Source organism: Sphingobacterium sp. T2 (assembly GCF_000814685.1).
Classification (GTDB): domain Bacteria; phylum Bacteroidota; class Bacteroidia; order Sphingobacteriales; family Sphingobacteriaceae; genus Sphingobacterium; species Sphingobacterium thermophilum.
In genome coordinates, this window is record NZ_JXAC01000037.1 from 1 (window position 1) to 19,062 (window position 19,062).

Genomic DNA, 19,062 nt, shown 5'->3' on the forward strand with positions numbered 1-19,062 from the left:
TAGGTCATACAAGGGGAAGTAGGTAGGATCGCACCAGATCTATTGAAACGGGACTTTGCCTCAGCACAGCCTTTGGAGAAGTTGGCAACGATATAACAAGAATTCAAAGTGGTGATAAAAAACTATATCTATCTCCAATCATAGAGTTGTTTAACGGAGAAATCATCAGCTATAACCTGTCTGAATCCCCCAATTTCGAACAGGTAGCCCACATGATAAAAGATGCGTTCAAAAAGATCAACGACGACACTGAGCTGATCCTGCATTCCGATCAGGGATGGCAATACCAGATGAAAGCATATCAGCAGATGCTGAAAAAGAAAGGCATCAGGCAAAATATGTCCAGAAAGGGCAACTGCCTAGATAATGCCATTATTGAGAACTTCTTCGGTATTATAAAATCTGAACTATTCTATCTCAAAAAGTACCATGAAATCGATGAACTTAAACGGGATATAAAGAACTACATTGAATACTATAACAACGATCGAATAAAACTCAATCTAAAAGGAATGAGCCCGATAAAATATCGAGCTCATCACATAGACAATTAATTTTTAACTTTGTCCAACTTTTAGGGTGCACTTCAAAAGACTATCTCTTTTTTACTGTCGAGCTTTATTCCTTAGAAGGCTCTTTCTTCAAGATGTTTAGGCAGATCAATGTATTTGATTCCTTTTTGCCACCAGTCAGGAGCAGGTTTACCTTTGAGATGATGGTCGAAATATTCCATCATCCGTACGGCATAATCCTTTTTGTTCACTTCTTTCATTAGCCCGTGGTTTTCTCCGTTGTAGGTAAGCATGACTACAGGTTTATTTAATCTTCTCAAACCATTGTAGTATTCTATACCTTGAGTATAATCTACCGCTCCATCTTTGTCATTGTGTAGTAGAAGCAGTGGCGTTTTCACCTTCTTGATATGATATATTGGAGAGTTGCGAACGTAGGCATCCCAGTTGTCCCAATAGCCTGTGGTGAGTCGACCCTGACTAGATTCGAAGATACTTTGGTTAGAAGAACCGGTATTCCAATAAATCAGAGAATACATGGAAATCATGTTGGTCAATGGAGCTCCGGCTGCTGCCGCCTTGAAGATATCTGTTTGGGTAATAAGGAAGCCAGTTTGGTAGCCTCCCCATGAGTGTCCGTGTATAGCCACGTTGTTGCCATCCACGATTCCTGTGGCGATGGCAGCTTTCACTGCAGGTGCCACACATGCTACGGCAGACATTCCCGGGTCGTTCAGCTTGTATTTGATGTCGGGCATCAATACTGCATAGCCATTGCTGGTGTACATCGCTCTGTTGAAGCCTCCTCCCGGATAAAGTGGTTGTGAATAGTTGTTTTTCTCATCAGTCAATCGTTCGTAGATATATGTGATTGTAGGATAAGATTTTCCTTCTACATAGTTTGCCGGAAGATATAGTGTCGCATGTAGGGTGTCACCATGAGCTGAAACGTAGGTCAAAAGTTTGGATCCTGCTGATATCTTACCTTTTTGACTATCCGGATTGTTGTCCACAATTTTGAGTTCTTGTTTTAAAAGTTTGTCTGTCGCCATGAAAATATCCGGAGCAACGTTCGACCTTTCGATGGTGTAGAAGAGGGAATTGCTATTTTTAGGCTTGCGAAGAGTACTGATGTTAATGTCGTCCAATTTTAGAATCTCAAGCTTGTTGCTGTTTGCAGATAGCAAGGCTACACCTTTCTGCTTGGTATTGTAATTAAGCACATGGAAATATTGATTCTTTTTCAGGTCAATAAAATCATCTTCTTCGTAAAGTCTATTGTAGCCCGAAACGATAAGTTTATGACTACTCCAATTGTCGGAAAGACGGATCGCTGATTTACCATCCAAAGACACTTTCCATAGGTCGTAGTTATCTTTCAGCAATACGTATTTGTTGTCGGCGGTGAAGCCATAGCTTCCTGTAGCCGGACGGTCGATATTATGGTCGTCGAACTGGTTGACAAAGGAAGTAGGAATGTTTTTTGTGAGGTTGGTGATGGCCAATGTTTTCGTGTTCAAAAGTTGGTAATGTCCCTCACGGAAGAAAAGAAGGCAGTCCGAGTTAGGTGAGAAGCGTAGTCCACGGTTAACATTTAGATACAGTCTCTCAATAGCCAATTTCTTTTGTCCTGTCTTAATGTCTACGATATACAAGTCGCCGAAGTTTTGGCCGCTTAGATTAGATTCATACTCATAAGGTGTGACATCTACTCCATAGCCTATAAGTTGATTTGGTGATAGAGATATGGCCTTTATGTTGCTGTCGGCAAGAGAGGTGAACTTATTTTCTTGGATATGCCAAGCACTCATAATCGTAAAGGACTTTTCAGCATTCAGCTGATTTCTCTGGATGGATTGAAGTTTTTTTATCTTGCCAGTGCCAGATGATCATGTCCGGCTTTTCCAGATCTTTTTTGTTAGGTTCGCTATTTCTTGGCGCTATAGGCTGTCTAGGTCCTTTGGCAACCAAGGTACTGTCTTTTTTTCCTACGACAGAATCTTGTGCTGCAATCTTGTTGTTAGCGTCTTTTTTTTGCTATGCTTGTCAATTTTCTTTTCGGTTATTTTTCTGGTCTTCATTCTTTTCCAGTTTGGCTATGCCGAAGAAAATGGTTTTCAGGTCCTTACTCCAATAAGGTGTAGCGTTGTTGCTGATGCCATATCCGGCAGTAATTTGATTTTCATCCAGACCACTGAAGGTAAACACATCGGCATTGTGTCCTTTGAAGTTTTTCACCCCGATGAGGTATATACCGGTGATTTGAATTTTTTATCTGTATTTTCTTTTAGCAGGGCAAAGGCGGTACCTTCCTTATTCCATGAAATTTTAGAGAAGTTAGCTTCATCGTTGTGTAGGGCATTGGAGATTCCTGTGGTAAGGTCCATCAGGAAGATGCCGTTGCCGTTTTTGCCATTGGCGTCAATTGATATAAGCTAGGTATTGACCTGATTTGTTGAAGCTGTATTCGCTGACGTTTCCTAGATTGTATTTTTTCTTGGTGATAAGGTTATATAAAAGCAGGTCGGACCCTTTGGATCCTGATGCCTGCCGTGGAGCTCCTACGCCCATAGGAGCAGCATTTGGTGCCGAAAGACTATTGTTGTCAAAGCGTATGGCTATCCATTGTCCATTGTCGTTAGAAAAGCTGAAATTCTGAACGTTATTGAAAGTTACGGACGAGGTGTCTTTCAGAGATACTATTTTAAGTTTTTTGGGTGAAGGGCGACGTGTCTTCTCGTTGGCCTTAATTTCTGCATATTTGGGACTTTCAAAGAAGGACACAAATTGGGCGTTATTATTGAAAAACACGGGGGTGGAAGCACCTCCGATTTTATAGACGTACTTCGTCGTGTCCAACGTACGTGTTAAAGTTAAGGTCAAATCCCCTTGGGTAGGCCCGGAAACGTAAGCCATCCATTTCCCGTCAGGAGAAGGGGTGGCACCATTGGTGCGGACAAACTGCCAATTCGGAATATCTTTCCATTGGATAGCCTTTGCCGATTCTTGTGCAAAAGGCATCAGCCAGGCACATTGAAGTGCAACAAATAAAACAGCTTTTTTTATCATCGATTTATTTAGTTAATAAAAGTTTTATAAAGGTATTTATATCTGGTAATACTTACGTCAATGTATTAAAGATGTTATACAAAAGCTGTAAAACAAAAGTTTATCAGCCGAAATCTTAAATTATTGGTATTTTTGCAAGCAAATGGTATTTGAATGAAAATTTGGCAGAAAAATATTGACGTAGATTCCTTTGTTGAATCATTTACAGTAGGTAAGGACCGTGAGATGGACATGCATCTGGCAGCTGCCGACGTGTTAGGCTCATTGGCCCACACCCGCATGCTCAACAGCATAGGCCTGATGTCGGACGACGATTTGGAAGCTGTACAGAAAGGAGCTAAAAAACATATATAAAGAAGTTGAAGGAAGGTAAGTTCCAAATAGAAGATAGTGTGGAAGATTGGCAGTCTCAGGTGGAGATGATGCTAACACAACGTATTGGTGATGCAGGGAAGAAAATACATTCGGGACGATCGCGCAACGATCAGGTGCTGGTAGACCTGAAGCTCTATTTTCGTACGGAAATACAAAATATCTTCCGAAATACGGAAACGTTGTTTCTGGAGCTTATCAAGCTTAGCGAACAATACAAACACGTGTTGATGCCGGGATATACGCACTTGCAGATAGCAATGCCTTCTTCTTTCGGTCTATGGTTTGGTGCTTATGCCGAAAGTCTGGTTGATGACCTGCATCTGCTTAAAGCCGCATGGGCTGTGTGCAACAAAAACCCGCTAGGGTCGGCAGCAGGCTATGGTTCTTCTTTCCCGTTAAATAGAACTATGACCACGCAACTGTTGGGTTTCGATGATTTGAATTATAATGTGGTTTATGCACAGATGGGGCGTGGTAAAACCGAACGTATTCTGGCGCAGGCTATGAGTTCCATCGCTGCGACCTTGGCTAAGTTTGCCATGGATGTAACCTTATTTATCAATCAAAACTTCGGTTTCATCTCGTTTCCGGCACATCTGACTACGGGGTCCAGCATCATGCCACATAAGAAAAATCCGGATGTGTTTGAGCTGATACGTTCGCGCTGTAACAAAATTCAGGCTCTGCCAAACGAGATAGCGATGATGACTACCAATCTTCCGGTAGGTTATCACAGGGACCTGCAGCTGCTGAAGGAAAATCTTTTCCCTGCTTTCAAGTCGTTGAACGAATGTTTAGAGATTGCGACTTTCATGTTGGAGAATATAGAGGTGAAAGAGAATATCTTGGATGACCCGAAATACGATTACCTGTTTTCGGTAGAAGTAGTAAATAATGAGGTGCTTAAAGGTGTTCCTTTCCGTGAGGCTTATCGTAAAATAGGTCTTGATATCGAAGCAGGCACCTTCAAGCCTTTGAAAGAGGTAAACCATACCCATGAAGGAAGCATCGGCAACCTCTGTAACGACCAGATACAACGTATGTTTGAAGAGGTGAAAGCGTCTTTTAACTTTGAAAAGGTGGAAAAGGCGTTGCAGGATTTGCTTAAGTAGAAAAAAAATAGTACCTTAAGCGTATAAAATAGAAATTTATAGAGTGGCGCGGGGTGCCCTTATTGTCATAAGGAGCTGAGATTATACCCGAAACCTGATTTGGATAATGCCAACGTAGGGATGCTGCATACGATATAGTTGTGCTCCATTCTGTTGGTCTTATCCATACGAATGGAGTATTTTTTTATCACTATATCGTATGGAACTAATAAGACAAAACAAAAACCTGTTGCTTCCGCAACGTAAGATGAACTGGCAAGGAAGACCGGAATGGTTTTTCAACCGGGAATACACGGATACCTATGAACAATGGTATGAAGGACCTATAAGCGGGCTGAGGTATGGCAGAAGAAAGTCATCACTCAGCTTGTCGAGGCAGATGGGCGTATTAGAGATTTGTTAGAGTTTGGATGTGGTACGGGACGATTTACCCGCTGGTGGCATGAAATAGGTATCGACGCTACAGGAGGTGACATCTCCCCGTTGATGCTATCCCAAGCAAAAGATCTTTTCTCAGGAGATCTGGTGATGGCCGACTCCCATTATCTACCCTTTAAAGACCAAAGCTTCGATGCGGTGGCTTTTATTACCACCTTCGAGTACTATAAGAATCCAATACAGGTGCTTCAAGAGGCGGCTAGGGTAGGAAGATACGGTATCGTCATGGGCATGATGAACCGTAATTCTCCTAAATTTATTCGAAGAAGGGTTCAACAAGCCTTTGGAAAAAATCCAATTTTACATAACGGCACGATTCTATACACCTCAAAGCCTTATCCATCTTATCGATAAAGCTTTGAAAGGTAGGTCCTACAAAATATGTTGGAGCTGCACGGGATTACCTAAATGGTTTCCTATCCAACAATGGTCTTTGCCTTTTGGCGATTTTTTTGGTCTGTACATTCAATTTCAAGACTGACATGAGTAAGATAGAACAACGTGTCGTGGAAAACCTGTTAGAAAGAAATATAGCTTTCCACGGCCAAATGTGCTTTGTGGTCCACGCTATGGGGTGGATTGTGCTTTGGTCGAACTTGATGGAGGAAAGGCTATGGCCCTAGCTAGTGATCCGTTGAGTTACATTCCTTCAATAGGCATTAAGGAATCGGCTTTTCTTTCCATCCATCTTACAGCTAATGATATCGCTACTACAGGATTCTCTCCACAGTATGGTCAGTTTGTATTAAATCTCCCTGTCCACGTAAGTGATAAAGAGTTAGAGGATTATTGGATTCATATAGGTCATTTTGCGGAGGAGGTAGGTTTGAATATTACGGGAGGACATACCAGCTTTGACTCCTTTTCTCAGTCTACCCTTGCCGGTGGAGTGACTATGATTACCATAGCAGAACGTGATAAGATGCTATTAGCGTCTCAAGCACAGGAAGGAGATGTACTGTTGATGACCAAATCTGCTGCCCTGATTTCCACCAGCATTTTGGCAATGACTTTTCCCAAATATGTCGAACGACATGTAGGTAAGGAAATATGGGAGAAGGCCATATCCAATTTTTGGAGTATTTCTGTTTTACCCGAAGCAGGGGTGGTCCAAGAGCTAAATGCACAACATAAACATATACATGCCATGCATGATGTTACGGAAGGAGGTGTGTTAGGTGCAGCCTATGAATTTGCTGAAGCTTCACGGCTCGGATTGTTTTTATGGGAAGATCTCATCACGGTTGATGCATCCGTAGCTGAAGTAGCAAGACTTTTTGGCTTAAATCCATTGCAAATTGTAGGAGCGGGAAGTATGCTTATGGCATGTGCTCCCCAGGCAAAAGACACAGTGATAGAGAAGTTTCTCGGCAATGGCATACCCTGTGCAGAGATAGGCTATTTTTCTTCTTGGCAACAAGGAAAAAGAATACAGCGTAAGAATGGGTTGCACACGTTCACAGGTCCTACGAAAGACCTTTACTGGGAAGTTTTTGCGAAATATAACAAGATGAAATCAGTTAAGTTTAAATGGAAAGAGGACAAGAAGATATACATCATTCTTGACCTGAACGTATTTACTGCACAGCACCTTCAAAAATTGGATAGTTTGCTGTCGAAAAAAGTCTGTGCCGTACAAATATGGGACAATCAAAAAGATTATAAGGGAATAGAAGAGTTGCTACGGCAGATAGTGGCCATATGTCATCGTAAGCAGGTCGTGGTGATTATGAACAACAGAGTTGACCTTCTTCAACAAGTTCAATTCGACGGTATCCATTTTGATGAGATACCCCAAAATTGGGATAGTCACAAAAATTTGTTAGTGGATAAAATAGTAGGGATAACATGTACCAATAGCATCGAAATTGTGAAGTGGGCAGAAAAAGAGAAAGTCGACTATATATCCTTTTGCTCGCTTTTTCCATCGGTAAACAATTCGAAATGTGAGTTGGTGAATAGACAGTTTTTAGCTGAAATACAAAAGATGCTTACCATTCCGTTTTTTGTGGCAGGAGGTATTACTCCTTCCAATATTGCAGAACTTCAAGATATACATTACCAAGGTATAGCTTTGGTTTCCGACCTTATGAAGAAAGATAATGCCAAATCATTGTTGGATGAATACTATAATAATATCAATTTGACTTATGAAGATTTCGACGATAAATAAACTATGCTGCCCATTTGATAAGGCAGACTTAAAATTAGAAATTAAAGAGCAGACCATTCATAATGATGTCTTGATAGGAAGTTTGACCTGTGTACATTGTAAACGTTTTTATCCCATTATTTCGGGAATACCTATTATGAATCCCGATGAATATAGGGACTTGGAGATTGAGAAAGGATATTATGCCTATTTGAGGTTGGAAGATTCCTCGCGGAAGATAGAGAATTTTAGATTGATAGAATATTAAGGCAAGTGGGTGGTTTAACTTTTCTGGCAGAATTATTATCTTGGATAAGATTGTAAACTTTATTAGACCTAAATTGTGGAGAGCAGAAGAAATTTTCTTAAGAAAGCCGGGATATTGGCTGGTTCATTTGGACTTTTTAGTGCTTTGCCTAAGTCTATTGCTGCGGCGATGGCGATAGATCCTGCGGAAGGTTCTACCTTTTGGGATGCCGATCATATTGTCTTGCTGATGCAGGAAAATAGGTCCTTTGATCATTCTTTCGGTACATTACGAGGGGTGAGGGGGTTCAATGACCCTAGGGCTATACATCTTCCCAACGGCAATCCAGTATGGTTGCAGAGCAATGCCGCAGGTCAGGTCTATGCACCATTCCGTCTGGATATTAAAAATTCTAAAGGCCAGCTGGACGAGCGACCTGCCTCACTCGTGGGAAAATCAGATAGGCGCATGGAATGCAGGTAAGTTTGATAAGTGGTTGATTTGGAAGCAGTCAGGGCGGAAAGCTTTTAAAGATATTCCACTGACGTTGGGATATTATACAAGAGAAGATATTCCTTTCTATTACGCCTTCGCGGATGCTTTTACCATATGTGACCAACATTTCTGCTCATCTTTGACAGGTACTACTACCAATAGGCATTTCTTCTGGACCGGCAAATGTACACCCTCGGCTGACAGCAAGCCTTTAGTACGAAATTCGGACACGTACTATAATAAGATGGCGGCATGGAAGACATTTCCTGAACGTCTCCAAGAAAATGGCATCAGCTGGAAAGTGTATCAAAACGAAATCAGCCTTCAAAATGAAATCACAGGTAAAGGCGAAAATTTGCTTGGAAATTTTACCGATAATAATCTAGAGTGGTTTGCTCAGTACAATGTGCGTTATAAGAAAAGTCATATAGACTTTTACAACAGAAGAATCAAGGAGCTGAAAGAAGAAATCCTGAAACTAGAAGAAGAGCAAAAAATCAAACCTTCGCAGAAGCTGTCCAACACACTGGTTCAAAAGCAGGAGCAGCTTATAGCTTTCCAAAAAGAGGTAGAAAAATATTCCGAAGCCAACTTTGCAAAATTGTCGTCTCAAGAGAAGGAACTCCATGAAAGGGCTTTTCAGACCAATGAAGGAGATCCCTATTACCATGAGGTGGAGGAAGTGGAATTTGAAGGAGCGAAGATTCAGGTTCCTAAAGGGGATATTCTTTACCAGTTTCGCAAGGATGTGGAGGAGGGCAGACTACCAACGGTGAGCTGGCTTGTGGCGCCGCAGCATTTTTCCGATCATCCTAGTGCTCCTATGTATGGTGCTTGGTATGTTTCGGAAGTGCTCAGTATCCTTACCAAAAATCCTGAAGTATGGAAGAAGACCATCTTCATTTTGAATTATGATGAGAACGATGGCTATTTTGATCACATCCCGCCTTTTGTCGTTCCCAAGCCTGACGACAAAGACAGTGGTGAGGTGTCGTTATCATTGCAGAAGGATCTGGGAGCAGAGTTTGTGACGCGAGAACAAGAGTTGGCTTCCGGACAGGGGGAGAGCAGTGCTACGGAAGGTCCTGTTGGGTTGGGATACCGTGTTCCTCTCATTATCGCATCGCCATGGACGCGCGGAGGATGGGTAAATTCGGAAGTGTTTGATATCACTTCCACCATTCGCTTTATGGAAGTCTTCCTTAGTAGGAAATATAATAAGAAGATTTTTGAATCCAATATTTCTTCATGGCGTAGAGCTGTGACTGGTGATCTTACTTCCGTCTTTAGGCCTTATTCTGCTCAGGAAAAAGCTGCAATACCTTTTTTCTTGGATATGAAAGAACAGATACGAGATATAGATGCGGCGAAGGAAAAACCATTGCCTGATGGTTATCATGTTTTCTCGGAATCGGAAATCCGGGATGTTATACAAGGAAAGACGCATCCCGCTATGCCACGCCAAGAGAGGGGTGTCAAGCCTTCCAATGCCATTTGTTATGAGCTCTATGTGCATGAGAAGCATCATGATGGTGCTATAGAGCTTTTTTTAGAAGCAGCGAAAGGTAAATTTGGTGATAGCGCAAGGGCGGGGGTCTTCAATGTATATGACCTAACAGAAGAGAACCGTTTTAGTAAGTCCTTTGCGGTAGTGGCGGGTAGTAACCTCAGTCATATATGGAGGAAAGCTTTAAATCAGACGTACGATATTGCAGTACATGGGCCGAATGGGTTTTATCGTCGGTTCAAATCGGAAGATGGAGATGAGCCTTTGGCCGTCGAGGCTACTTACACATCGCAGGACAACTTGGTCTTAAAGGTGGAAAATCGGACCCGTATGCAGCAACAGTTTACCATCTATAATGCTTATACTGCACAACAAGAGGCTGTGCGGCTGAAACCTTTGGCCCGTCAAAAGATAGAGATTGCTACCAGGGATTTCGGAAGGTGGTACGATGTCCTTATACGGTGCGGCAATTGGCAAAGGCAGTATGCGGGACGTATTGAAAATGGAAAGCCCAGCATAACAGATCCTTTGATGGCGGGCTAAAAGTCCAAACTTTGAATGTTAAGATTAGTTAGAGCCTTTAGAGGGTGGAAAAGGGAAGTATAAAGGTCAAAATGGGTAATAAGATTCTTTCAAGACAACACTTGGACATTAGAAGAATTGTTGTTTATCAAGAGACGACACTTTTGTTAAATATTAAAGGCTTCCCTTTGTGAAGAGGAAGCCTTATATTCTTTCGTACACTTCGAATGTATAGTCGAAGGCGTGTCTGTCGTCTTTTTCGTGTTTTTCGGCGGAAATCAGTTTCCATTCATTGGCTGGCAGTTCAGGGAAGAAAGCGTCGCCATCCACGGTGGTATGGACACGGGTCAAAAGCACTTTGTGCGCCAAGGGAAGCGTTTGTTTATAGATTTCTGCTCCTCCGATGATGAAGATTTCTCTCTCGTCACGGCAGTATAGCAATAGCTCATCGATGTTATTTGCCACATCCACCTCTTCGTGGAGATAATTTGTGTTTTTAGTCATTACGATATTACGACGTTCCGGAAGAGGTTTACCTATGGACTCGAAAGTTTTGCGTCCCATCACCACGGAGTGGTTGAGGGTCTTCTCCTTAAAATATTTGAAATCATTAGGAAGGTGCCAAGGCATTCTGTTGCCTTTGCCTATGGCGTTGTTTTCTGCAGCAGCAACGATTAATGTTATTTTCGTATCACTCATTATCCATCAAATTTTCAAAAGAAAAATATCTATACAGCTACCGGAGCTTTGATATGCGGATGATATTCATATCCTATCAATTCGAAATCTTCGTATTTAAAGTCAAAGATGTTTTTCACATTCGGATTGATTTTCATGGCAGGTAGAGGCTTAGGCTCTCTCGACAGCTGCAGTTCAGTCTGTTCGAAGTGGTTGCTATAGATATGTGCGTCTCCAAAGGTGTGGATGAACTCTGCTGCTTCCATATCGCAGACTTGTGCTACCATCATAGTGAGCAAGGCATAAGAGGCTATGTTGAAAGGTACTCCCAAGAAAATGTCGGCACTGCGCTGGTATAGCTGACAGGACAGTTGTGGTTTCATTATGCCTTTTTCGGGCTGTGCGGGAGCGACATAAAACTGGAAGAAAGCATGACATGGTGGTAAGGCCATATTTTCTATTTCGGCGACATTCCAAGCCGATACAATCATCCTTCTGGAGTCGGGAGATTTTTTCAACTGTTCTATAACCTGTGAGATCTGATCTATATGCCGTCCGTCAGGAGTAGGCCATGAGCGCCATTGTGCACCATAGACAGGTCCCAAGTTACCATTTTCATCAGCCCATTCATCCCAGATGCTAACACCATTGTCTTTGAGGTATTTGATGTTCGTGTCGCCTTTCAAAAACCAGATAAGCTCGTGGATGATAGACTTCAGATGCAGTTTTTTTGTGGTTACCACAGGAAAGCCTTCCTTCAAGTTGAAACGCATCTGATACCCGAAAACACTACGTGTTCCTGTCCCTGTACGGTCGGTTTTGTCCACCCCATGGGTATAAACGTGTCTTAGCAAGTCCAAATATTGTTTCATATTGAAGTTTTTATCTTTCCTGTTTAAATAAGTATGGGCAAGAATTTTCTGCCACACACATCCAAAACTAAGGAAATTTGAGGTATCGAAAAAATTAAATTGTCTTTAAAAATGTCATTGTCATCTCAAATCTCATATCTATCCGTCGAAGTCTGAAAAAAAGCGTATTTTTGCAAATCATTATGAATAAAAGAGTAGCTTTCTATACACTAGGGTGTAAGTTGAATTTTTCGGAGACCTCTTCCATAGGACGACAGTTTAAGGAGGCGGGCTACGAACCGGTGCCTTTCAATTCACCAGCGGATATTTACGTAATCAACACCTGTTCGGTGACAGACAATGCCGACAAGAAGTGTCGCAAGGTGGTGAAGGAGGCTTTGAAATAACTCTCCAAATGCTTATATCACCATTGTGGGCTGTTACGCTCAGCTAAAGCCACAGGAGATTGCCGAAATTCCGGGAGTGGATATGGTGTTGGGAGCGGCAGAGAAATTCAACATTATCCAACATATTAACGACCTGACAAAGCAGGAGAAAGCTATTGTCCATAATGCTCCTATCGACGAAACCAACCAGTTTGTGACGGCATATTCTATAGGTGACCGCACACGTACCTTCCTGAAGGTGCAGGATGGCTGCGATTATTCTTGTACTTTCTGTACAATACCGTTGGCACGCGGGGCCAGTCGTTCGGGGAAGATTGAAGATATCGTACGTCAGGCCCAAGAGCTTGGCAGTCTCAGGGGTGAAGGAAATCGTCCTAACAGGAGTTAATATCGGTGACTTTGGTATACGAGATGGCAAGCGTCAGGATAGGTTTGTGGATTTAGTGAAGGCTTTGGATGACGTGGAAGGCATAGACCGTATTCGAATATCTTCTATAGAGCCTAATCTGCTTACCAACGAGATCATAGAGTTTGTTGCCCAGTCCAAACGTTTTGTACCCCACTTTCATATGCCTCTACAGTCGGGCAATAACCGCATTTTGGCTAAGATGCGTCGCCGCTATAAGCGTGAGCTGTATGCAGAGCGTGTAGCTATGATCAAATCCTTGATGCCGGATGCTTGTATCGGGGTAGATGTAATTGTAGGATTCCCAGGCGAAACCAGAGAAGATTTTATCGATACATACAACTTTATAAACGAGATGGATATCTCCTATCTTCACGTATTTACCTATTCGGAACGTGAAAATACGATAGCAGCACAGATGGAAGGAGCCGTGCCTGGAGCACAGCGTTCGGACCGAAGTAAAATGCTACATATCCTATCGGAAAAAAAAGCGCCGCGCCTTCTACGAAAAGCAGCTCGGCAAAATCGGAGAGGTGCTGTTTGAAAGTGATGAGAAAGACGGCTATATGCATGGATTCTCAAAAAACTATGTGAAGGTGCGTACACCATACGACCCTCTGTTAGTAAATGAGATAGTGCCGGTAAAATTTGTCTCTATCTCAGACTCAGGTGAAGTGGATATCGAAGAAATTCCAGAAATCTTAGCCCATTAAAATCTTAATCCATATTCTGTAGAAGCCTCTTTTAAGGAGGCTTTTTTTATTTGCTTTTTACTTTCTGCAGGTTCTATTCCTAATTCTTTCCCAAATCCTAACTCAATTTTGAAGTGTTAATAAAACTTAAATATGTGGCTTAATCGAAAGCATCTTGGAGTAGTGGTGCAATATTTGAGTTTTAGACAACAAGAAGGATAATTAATTGGAATGTAGAACTAAATTTTAATGTTATGAAGAAAATCGTGTTGATAGTGTTTGCTTTGATTGCCGTAGCTTTTGTGTTTACCGCCTGTGACAAAGATGAGCAAGTGATCCCCAATGAGCAACTTCCGGAAGCTGCTACAGCTTTTGTGAATGAATATTTTGCAGGTGCAAAGATAATCTCTTCGATAAAAGATAAAGAAGGCTCTACCCATGAATATGAGGTCAAGCTGGATAATGGAGTTGACATCAAATTCGACAAACAATGGAAATTGGATTGGATGTGGAGGCTCGAAATGATACGCAAGCGTTGCCTAACACGGGTTTTATCCTGCCTTCTATCGTTAGTTATGTGTCGCAGCATTATGCTTCAGCAGCAATTAACGGCATTGAGAAGAAACCTGATGGTTTTGATGTAGAGCTTACAAATGATATGGATCTTGTCTTCGATGTGGATGGTGTTTTTGTGCGTGTAGATAATTAATTAAGGCGCGATAAAAAATAATAAAGGGACAACAACATGTTGTCCCTTTATTGTTATAGTGAAAACGGTTATTTTTTGATGCAGAATTTGTACTTTATTGTATGGGAATAGGCCTCCCCTGGATTTAAGATAGACTTCGGAAAGGATGGCTGATTAGGGTTGTCGAGGAAATGTTGTGCTTCCAGACAAAATCCTGAGTACTTGCCATAGGCTTGTCCTGACTTACCTATATCTCCCGCCAAGAAGTTTCCAGTGTAAAGATGGACAGTAGGATAGGTCGTATAAACGTTCAGCTGAATGCCGGAATTTTCGCTATATGCACTTGCCGAACATTCTTCTATACCTTTGTTGCAGACAAAGCTGTGGTCATACCCTCCGGCATACTGGAGCTGTAGGCTTTGATCATTTATGGCGTCTCCAATTTTAGTATAGCTGCTGAAGTCAAACGGCGTATTCTTCACGGAAAGCTGATTGCCTGTAGGTATCTGCCGCTCATCAATCTCAATAAATGTAGGAGCATCTATTTTCAGCTGATGTTCTAGCACGTCGCCATTGCCTTCGCCGTTAAGGTTAAAATAAGCGTGGTTTGTAAGATTGATAGGTGTAGGCTTGTCCGAAGAGACTCTGAAGTTGATGATAATTTCGTTTTGGTCTGTCAGCTCATAAGAAACTATGGTTTTCACATTTCCCGGAAATCCGTTGTCCATATCTTCGGATACTAGGTAAAACATAATTTTATTAGCATTATATATTACCTGTCTATCCCATACGCGCGTATGAAAGCTGTTTGGGCCTCCGTGCAGACAACTACTTCCATTGTTCTGCGGCAACCTATACTCCTTTCCATTAAGAGAAAATTTACCGTCAGCTATTCTATTTGCAAAACGTCCTATGGTAGCTCCATGATATTGCTCGTCGGCATTCCAATATTTTTGGATAGAGTCAAAGCCCAACACTACATCTATAAGGTCTCCATATTTGTTGGGAACCAAAGCACTTACCAGACGGGCACCATAGTCGCTGATAGCGATTTGCATGCCGGCACGGTTTCGAAGAATAAAGAGATGGGTGTTTTTGCCGTTTAAAGTACGGTGAAAATCATCTATGGCTGGTAAACAAAAGGCTGTATTCATGATCAAAGGATAATTCCGTCTAAAAATAACAAAAAACAATGGTATGAGGAAAATAGGAACAGATGTTGTATATTTATTATTATGCAAAATATCAGAGCTTCTGTAAGTTTCCTAGCCATCGGCATTCTTTTGGCTATCTACACCTTTATTTTTGTAGATAATACGCATAATTTCATGCTAAATTTTGGATGGGAAACCAACCTCATAGAAGCAAAATGGTTAATGCTGTTAATCGCCGGAATGGGAGTAGCGTTGGCCTTGTTTTACTACTTCTTTGCGGATAACATGTACAGCAATACCTTAATTCACACGCATGTTGTATTTTATTTTCTGCTGGCGTTGATATTGGTGCTGTGGGACAACAATTCCTTTTCGTTGCAGGAAGCTGTGGAATCCCAATCCTATTTTTCGGTCCGCGAAATAAGGAAGGATTATCATGATATTGCTGACCGCTCAAACTACTATAGGGGTGCGTTTTGGCTGATGCTCATACTGCAGCCAATAGGATTGGTAAACTTACTTCTCGGATTCCTGAAGACTAACACCAAATAGGAGAGGCGCTATCTCCCATATAAACCTTATATTTGCCAATAAATCCAAAATTTTAATGAACTGGAAACAGCTTATTTCTGCTAAAAGGTGGGGATACGAGCATCGTGAACCCCATGATCATCTGGATGCACGTTCGGAATTTCAAAGAGACTATGACCGTTTGATTTTCTCTTCCCCTTTTCGCAGACTTCAGAATAAAACACAGGTTTTTCCTTTGCCGGGAGCCGTATTTGTGCACAATAGGCTCACGCACAGCTTGGAGGTTGCCTCGGTAGGTCGTTCGTTGGGAAGGTTGTTTTACACGCTTATGAAGAAGGAGAATCCCAATATTGATGAGGAGGTTCCTTATCTTCAAGAGGTAGGAAACATAGTGTCGGCAGCCTGTCTTTCTCATGATCTGGGAAATCCGGCCTTTGGCCATTCCGGCGAGGCGGCCATATCTTCATTTTTCATCGAAGGGAAAGGTATGCAGTATAAGGATAGAGTTTCGGCAAGCCAATGGGCGGATCTTACTCATTTTGAAGGGAATGCCAATGCGCTGCGTATCCTTACGCACCCCTTCAATGGGAAAGATGACAAGGGCTTTGCTTTGACCTATTCTACCTTGGCTTCCATAGTGAAATATCCGTGTGAGGCAAAGGACGGTCATGTCAAAGGCAAGCTTCACCGTAAGAAGTATGGATTCTTCGAATCGGAGAAAGAATCTTTTGCGAGGATTGCCGACGAATTAGGTCTCCTGCGCGACCCTGAAAATCCTAACGGCTATCTGCGTCATCCGCTGGTCTACCTTGTGGAAGCCGCTGATGATATTTGTTATAATATCATAGATCTGGAAGATGCTCACCATCTTAAGATTCTCTCTTACGAGGAAGTGGAGGACTTGCTGATGCCGCTATGTGGCGACGAAAAGCTCCGCACGCGACTGGACAGTCTCCATGATAAGGCTAGTCGTGTAGAACTTCTGCGCGCCAAAGCTATCAATACTTTAATTAATGGTTGTGCTGAAGTTTTTGTCCGCCATCAAGAGGAGATCTTGCAAGGAAAATTCCATCGCTCACTGATGGACGCATTGGATGCCGATATTGTCAACCATATGAAGACCATCTCGAAAATATCGGTAGCGAAAATTTACAATGCTCCTGCCGTAGTACAGATAGAGATTGCAGGATATAAAGTCATGAATTCTCTTTTAGAAGAATTTATTCCAGCATATCTTAAGCAGGATAAAACGGTATTCGACAAGAAGTTGGTAGCCATGATTCCTGAGCAGTTCCATACCACTAATGAGGACACCTATTCGAAGATCCGCGCGGTTTTGGATTTCGTTTCAGGTATGACGGATGTATATGCGGTAGATCTTTACCGTAAAATCAAAGGAATCGAAATCGCTACATTAAGTTAATTGTAATAAGGGATTTATTGTGGGATGTGAGGAGCTTCTGCTTCTCCTTCTTGCGATTATACGCAATAGTAAAGCATGAAAGTTGTAATAGCAGAGAAACCTTCGGTAGCGAGAGATTTGGCCCGTGTGATGGGAGCTAAGAATGTGAAAGACGGATATATAGAAGGTAATGGATATGCTTTCACCTACGCTTTTGGGCATTTGGTGCAGCTTTGTACACCTCAGGCGTATGGTTATACGACATGGTCTGCTTCCAACCTACCCATTATTCCCGAAAAGTTTGGGTTGGAAGTGAAAAAAGTACGTAAAGATGGCAAGCTGATGGATGATAGCGGAGCCTTGAAACAAGATAAATATTATCAAAAGTCTGCTGGATAAAGCCGAAGAGATTATCGTTGCTACGGATGCCGGACGGGAAGGGGAACTTATCTTTCGCAATATCTATTACTATTTGGGTTCTAAGGTTCCTTTCAAGAGGCTGTGGATCTCTTCCCAGACGGATAAAGCTATACGGGAAGGATTTGCTAACCTCAAGGAGGGGACAGAATACGATAGTCTCTACCAGTCGGCACGCTCACGAGCCGAAGCGGATTGGCTTATCGGCATTAATGCCACGCAGGCCATAACACTGGCAGCAGGCAACCGAGGACTGTTGTCATTAGGGCGTGTGCAGACGCCAACGTTAGCAATGATATGTTCTCGCTATCTGGAGAATAAAAATTTCAAACCGGAGCCCTTCTATAAGATTCAGGCCGGATTTGAGAAAGATAATATAGCTTTTAAAGCTACCTCCGACAAGATTGACAAGAAGCAGGTGGCGGAAGAAACCATAGCCAAGCTGGCGGTGGGAATGAAAGCTAAGGTTGTGAAAGTAGAAGCTAAAGAAACCAAGGAGCAGCTCCTCTGCTTTTCGATTTGACTTCCTTGCAACAGGATGCTAACAAGAAATACGGCTATTCGGCAGATCAGACATTGGGCATCGCGCAAAATCTCTATGAAAAAAAGGTGATAACCTATCCACGTACCGGCTCTCGGTATATTGGTGAAGATGTTTATGAGCAGATGGAATCTCTGTTTCAGCATCTGGCGGCTACGGCGGAGGAAAGCATTGCCACTATCGCGAAAAATCTTATAGGCAAGAAGCTTAACAAACGTTCGGTAGACGATAAGAAGGTTACGGACCACCACGCCCTGCTGGTGACGGACGAAAAGCCGGGGCCCATGACACAGGAACAGCGGAATATATATAATATGATCGCCAAGCGTATGGTGGAAAGTTTTTCGGATGTGTGTCTGAAAGATATTACCACCGTAACCATAGATGCGGAAGGGGTGGGGCTCATCGCCAAAGGAACGGTTATCAAACAATATGGATGGCGTCTGTCGGCCGACCAAGTAGAAATGCCTGATGAAGATAAAGGTGGAGATGAGCAGGACAATGAAAATGCACAGTTGCCAAAACTATCGGCAGAGGACTTGTTGGAAATACTAACATTGGACCTGTCGGAACGTTTTACTAAGCCTAAGCCTATCCACACAGAAGCTTCTCTTTTGAAAGCCATGGAAACATCAGGTAAAGAAATTGAAGACGAGGAGCTCCGCCAAGCTATGAAAGATTGTGGGTTGGGGACTCCGGCAACAAGGGCTTCCATCATCGAAACTCTCTTCCAACGGGAATATATCAAACGGGAATAAAAGAAACTCATCCTAACAGAAAAAGACTTTGCCGTTTACAATCATGGTGAACGGTACCCGTTACTAASAKATGACCCAAGTTAACCCGTTAACCGGTGAAAACAATGG

The 19,062-nt window shown here is 42.4% G+C and carries 19 protein-coding genes, 4 pseudogenes and 1 riboswitch; of the genes and pseudogenes, 16 read left to right on the forward strand and 7 right to left on the reverse strand.

What is annotated here, in order from left to right:
* The first annotated feature begins 101 nt into the window (after window positions 1-101).
* Complete coding sequence (locus tag SD31_RS03520; protein WP_262506519.1) at window positions 102-554, forward strand: IS3 family transposase; 453 nt, start codon at window positions 102-104, stop codon at window positions 552-554.
* A 71-nt stretch (window positions 555-625) separates the two neighbouring features.
* Here the strand turns inward: SD31_RS03520 and SD31_RS14815 are convergent, their stop codons facing one another.
* The 4 genes from SD31_RS14815 to SD31_RS14825 all read right to left on the reverse strand — a co-directional run bounded on the left by SD31_RS14815 (window position 626) and on the right by SD31_RS14825 (window position 3,533).
* Window positions 626-2,323, reverse strand: a complete 1,698-nt coding sequence (locus tag SD31_RS14815; protein ID WP_052258608.1) for an alpha/beta hydrolase family protein — start codon at window positions 2,321-2,323, stop codon at window positions 626-628.
* A gap of 235 nt (window positions 2,324-2,558) precedes the next feature.
* On the reverse strand, window positions 2,559-2,750 hold the full coding sequence (locus tag SD31_RS14820; RefSeq protein ID WP_052258609.1) for a hypothetical protein: 192 nt from the start codon (window positions 2,748-2,750) through the stop codon (window positions 2,559-2,561).
* Window positions 2,747-2,899: a hypothetical protein gene (locus SD31_RS16420; protein ID WP_156138175.1), complete on the reverse strand. Its 153-nt coding sequence runs from the start codon at window positions 2,897-2,899 to the stop codon at window positions 2,747-2,749. Before SD31_RS16420 ends, SD31_RS14820 begins: the two co-directional genes overlap by 4 nt.
* A gap of 34 nt (window positions 2,900-2,933) precedes the next feature.
* Window positions 2,934-3,533 carry a hypothetical protein gene (locus SD31_RS14825; RefSeq protein ID WP_197053514.1) on the reverse strand — a complete coding sequence of 200 codons (600 nt, stop codon included), beginning with the start codon at window positions 3,531-3,533 and terminating at the stop codon, window positions 2,934-2,936.
* A 201-nt stretch (window positions 3,534-3,734) separates the two neighbouring features.
* On the opposite strand from SD31_RS14825, the pseudogene argH reads away from it, so the two are divergent.
* From argH to SD31_RS03550, 8 genes and pseudogenes are all read left to right on the forward strand, one after another.
* A pseudogene (argH, locus tag SD31_RS03530) lies at window positions 3,735-5,068 on the forward strand (argininosuccinate lyase).
* A gap of 39 nt (window positions 5,069-5,107) precedes the next feature.
* Window positions 5,108-5,206, forward strand: a riboswitch (TPP riboswitch).
* 61 nt (window positions 5,207-5,267) lie between these two features.
* Window positions 5,268-5,471: a hypothetical protein gene (locus SD31_RS16995; protein ID WP_197053515.1), complete on the forward strand. Its 204-nt coding sequence runs from the start codon at window positions 5,268-5,270 to the stop codon at window positions 5,469-5,471.
* Window positions 5,456-5,860 carry a class I SAM-dependent methyltransferase gene (locus SD31_RS17000; protein WP_231561126.1) on the forward strand — a complete coding sequence of 135 codons (405 nt, stop codon included), beginning with the start codon at window positions 5,456-5,458 and terminating at the stop codon, window positions 5,858-5,860. The genes SD31_RS16995 and SD31_RS17000 overlap by 16 nt, the downstream gene beginning before the upstream one ends.
* 128 nt (window positions 5,861-5,988) lie before the next feature.
* The gene (locus SD31_RS17005; protein WP_197053516.1) at window positions 5,989-6,129 is read left to right on the forward strand and encodes a hypothetical protein; all 141 of its coding nucleotides are present in this window, start codon (window positions 5,989-5,991) and stop codon (window positions 6,127-6,129) included.
* The gene (locus SD31_RS14830; protein WP_052258611.1) at window positions 6,120-7,679 is read left to right on the forward strand and encodes a thiamine phosphate synthase; all 1,560 of its coding nucleotides are present in this window, start codon (window positions 6,120-6,122) and stop codon (window positions 7,677-7,679) included. The genes SD31_RS17005 and SD31_RS14830 overlap by 10 nt, the downstream gene beginning before the upstream one ends.
* Window positions 7,657-7,926: a Trm112 family protein gene (locus tag SD31_RS03545; protein WP_039053136.1), complete on the forward strand. Its 270-nt coding sequence runs from the start codon at window positions 7,657-7,659 to the stop codon at window positions 7,924-7,926. The genes SD31_RS14830 and SD31_RS03545 overlap by 23 nt, the downstream gene beginning before the upstream one ends.
* 75 nt (window positions 7,927-8,001) lie before the next feature.
* The gene (locus SD31_RS19815) at window positions 8,002-8,388 is read left to right on the forward strand and encodes an alkaline phosphatase family protein (protein WP_262506517.1); all 387 of its coding nucleotides are present in this window, start codon (window positions 8,002-8,004) and stop codon (window positions 8,386-8,388) included.
* Complete coding sequence (locus tag SD31_RS03550) at window positions 8,288-10,450, forward strand: phosphocholine-specific phospholipase C (protein ID WP_262506518.1); 2,163 nt, start codon at window positions 8,288-8,290, stop codon at window positions 10,448-10,450. The genes SD31_RS19815 and SD31_RS03550 overlap by 101 nt, the downstream gene beginning before the upstream one ends.
* A gap of 183 nt (window positions 10,451-10,633) precedes the next feature.
* On the opposite strand, the gene SD31_RS03555 is transcribed toward SD31_RS03550, so the two are convergent.
* Window positions 10,634-11,128, reverse strand: a complete 495-nt coding sequence (locus SD31_RS03555; protein ID WP_039053137.1) for a dihydrofolate reductase — start codon at window positions 11,126-11,128, stop codon at window positions 10,634-10,636.
* A 29-nt stretch (window positions 11,129-11,157) separates the two neighbouring features.
* Window positions 11,158-11,979, reverse strand: coding sequence for a thymidylate synthase (locus SD31_RS03560; protein ID WP_039053142.1), 822 nt, complete (start codon window positions 11,977-11,979; stop codon window positions 11,158-11,160).
* A 182-nt stretch (window positions 11,980-12,161) separates the two neighbouring features.
* Between SD31_RS03560 and mtaB the strand changes: the two are divergent.
* The 3 genes and pseudogenes from mtaB to SD31_RS15895 all read left to right on the forward strand — a co-directional run bounded on the left by mtaB (window position 12,162) and on the right by SD31_RS15895 (window position 14,172).
* Window positions 12,162-13,484 (forward strand): annotated as a pseudogene (gene mtaB, locus SD31_RS03565) (tRNA (N(6)-L-threonylcarbamoyladenosine(37)-C(2))-methylthiotransferase MtaB).
* Between the two features lie 233 nt (window positions 13,485-13,717).
* Window positions 13,718-13,903: pseudogene (locus tag SD31_RS21155) on the forward strand (hypothetical protein); the annotation flags it as partial.
* Window positions 13,904-13,953: 50 nt separating this feature from the next.
* The gene (locus SD31_RS15895; RefSeq protein ID WP_082021801.1) at window positions 13,954-14,172 is read left to right on the forward strand and encodes a PepSY-like domain-containing protein; all 219 of its coding nucleotides are present in this window, start codon (window positions 13,954-13,956) and stop codon (window positions 14,170-14,172) included.
* A gap of 68 nt (window positions 14,173-14,240) precedes the next feature.
* On the opposite strand, the gene SD31_RS03575 is transcribed toward SD31_RS15895, so the two are convergent.
* The gene (locus SD31_RS03575; RefSeq protein ID WP_039053139.1) at window positions 14,241-15,305 is read right to left on the reverse strand and encodes an aldose epimerase family protein; all 1,065 of its coding nucleotides are present in this window, start codon (window positions 15,303-15,305) and stop codon (window positions 14,241-14,243) included.
* A gap of 81 nt (window positions 15,306-15,386) precedes the next feature.
* Here SD31_RS03575 and SD31_RS03580 point away from each other — a divergent pair, with 81 nt between their 5' ends.
* The 4 genes and pseudogenes from SD31_RS03580 (at window position 15,387) to SD31_RS15900 (ending at window position 18,954) form a co-directional block, all read left to right on the forward strand.
* Window positions 15,387-15,857: a hypothetical protein gene (locus tag SD31_RS03580; protein WP_039053140.1), complete on the forward strand. Its 471-nt coding sequence runs from the start codon at window positions 15,387-15,389 to the stop codon at window positions 15,855-15,857.
* Between the two features lie 55 nt (window positions 15,858-15,912).
* Window positions 15,913-17,259, forward strand: a complete 1,347-nt coding sequence (locus SD31_RS03585; RefSeq protein WP_039053141.1) for a deoxyguanosinetriphosphate triphosphohydrolase — start codon at window positions 15,913-15,915, stop codon at window positions 17,257-17,259.
* A 75-nt stretch (window positions 17,260-17,334) separates the two neighbouring features.
* Window positions 17,335-17,637, forward strand: coding sequence for a hypothetical protein (locus SD31_RS18245; RefSeq protein ID WP_052258612.1), 303 nt, complete (start codon window positions 17,335-17,337; stop codon window positions 17,635-17,637).
* A 13-nt stretch (window positions 17,638-17,650) separates the two neighbouring features.
* Window positions 17,651-18,954: pseudogene (locus SD31_RS15900) on the forward strand (DNA topoisomerase).
* Window positions 18,955-19,062: the final 108 nt, after the last annotated feature.